This is a genomic window from Rhodopseudomonas sp. BR0C11, from assembly GCF_010820945.1.
Classification (GTDB): Bacteria; Pseudomonadota; Alphaproteobacteria; order Rhizobiales; family Xanthobacteraceae; genus Rhodopseudomonas; species Rhodopseudomonas palustris_H.
The window spans coordinates 1-1,912 of the sequence record NZ_QTKI01000612.1 but is presented as its reverse complement, the minus strand read 5'-3'; the positions used below and the strand labels follow the sequence as shown (position 1 = coordinate 1,912).

Here is a 1,912-nt window from a genome sequence, read left to right as displayed (position 1 = left end):
GGCATGGATGGCGCGCCGTGGGACGAGGAGCGCGTGCTCGCCCGCTACGAGCTGCTCTACGAGGCGGGTCTGATCGAGGAAGCCCGCCGCGATGGCCGCCCGGCGGCGCTGTCGCGGAGCAAGATGCCGACGCTCGGTGTCGCAATGCGCTTCGACCACCGCCGTATTCTCGCCACCGCGATCGCGCGGCTCCGTGCCAAGCTGAAATACCGCCCGGTGGTGTTCGAACTTCTGCCGCCCGAGTTCACACTCACGGAATTGCAGCACACCGTCGAGGCGATTTCCGGCCGGCATCTGCACAAGCAAAATTTCCGCCGCCTGGTGGAAGCCGGCGCGCTGGTCGAACCGACTGGCGAGATGTCGACACGAACCGGCGGGCGCCCCGCTGCGCTGTTCCGCTTCCGCCGCGAGGTGCTGCAGGAACGCCCCGCCCCCGGCCTGCGCGTGCGCGGCCGGCGGTAAGTCAGTCAAAGCGAAACGCCCAACCACCCGGGCCGCTCGCCTGGAGGTTGGATGTTCGAGCTACTGGCTTTTGCGATCGCCATCGTCGCCCTGGTGATCGCCCGCAAGACGCAGACCCAGATCGTTCAGCTGCGCGCCCGGCTCGATGCCCTCACCGCAGGACAGTCCCTCCCCGCGACGCCCCCAGCCGCCACGGCTGCTCCGTCCACGATCCAGGAAGCTCCGCTGGCTCCTGAGGCCGAGCCGGTGCCGGAGATGGCGGCGACGGTTACGGCCCAAGCACCAGCCCCCGACACTACGCCCGTCTCCTCCGTCGAGGCGGCGCCTGAACCAGCGAAGCCTGGCTTCGAGGAGCGGATCGGCACCCGTTGGGTAGTGTGGATCGGCGGCCTGACGCTGGCGCTCGGCGGCTTCTTCATGGTGCGCTACTCGATCGAGCAGGGCCTGCTCGGACCCGGCGTGCGGGTGCTGCTCGGCGGCCTGTTCGCGCTGGCGCTGCTGATCGCCGGCGAAGTCACGCGTCGCAAGGAAAGCGTCGCTCAGCTCGCCGCACTGCCGATCGCCAACATCCCGGCGATCCTCACCGCCGCCGGCACCGCGGTGGCTTTTGCAACCGTGTATGCGGCTTACGCGTTGTACGATTTCCTCGCGCCTGCGACCGCCTTCATCCTGCTCGGCCTTGTCGCGCTCGGCACACTCGCCGCGGCGCTGCTCCACGGACCGGCACTCGCCGGGCTCGGCGTCGTCGCCGGCTTTGCGACGCCGGTGCTGGTGTCGTCGGGCGAGCCCGATTACTGGGCGCTGTACATCTACCTGGCGGTCGTCACGGCCGCTTCGTTCGCGCTCGCCCGCATCCGGCTGTGGCGCTGGCTGGCGGTGACGACGGTTGTTCTCGCGCTGCTGTGGACGCTGCCCGGCCTTGAAGGCGCCGCAACGCTCGTCGCGCCGCATGCCTTCCACGTCATCGCGGGCTTCGCACTCGCCGCACTCTTGGTGGTGTGCGGCCTGTTGTTCGGCCCCGCGATCGAGCCGGGCCGGATCGAGCCGGTGTCATCAGTCACGCTCGCCACCTATCTGCTCGGCTCCGCGCTGATCGTGGTGGCCAGCGCGCACGGCGATGCGGCGCTGATCGTGTTCGCAGCGCTGGTCGCCGCCACGCTCGGCATCGCCTGGCAGGCTGCGTCCGCCACCGCCGCGGTCGGCGCTGCCGCTGGCCTGGTCGGTCTGGTGTTTCTGTCGTGGGTGGTGCGCGGCAGTCCCGAGCTGCTCGTCCTTCCTGGCGGAGCGCTGCCGGGCATCGGTGCCGATCCGCTGTCGGGTCCGGTGACGACGCATCTGATCGCCGCCGCGGTGTTCGGCCTCGGCTTCGCAGGCTTCGGCATCCTGGCGCAGGGACGATCTTCGAGCGCAGCCGTTCCGGTGATCTGGGCCGCAGCCGGCGTGTTCACAC

At 70.0% G+C, this 1,912-nt stretch carries 2 protein-coding genes; both read left to right on the top strand.

What is annotated here, in order from left to right; translation table 11 throughout:
• Positions 1-462, top strand: a 462-nt coding sequence (locus DYI24_RS25780) for an NUDIX hydrolase (protein WP_502706379.1), incomplete at its 5' end; no start/stop codon positions are given.
• A 51-nt stretch (positions 463-513) separates the two neighbouring features.
• A partial coding sequence (locus DYI24_RS25775) for a DUF2339 domain-containing protein (protein WP_164574329.1) occupies positions 514-1,912 on the top strand: 1,399 nt, incomplete at its 3' end.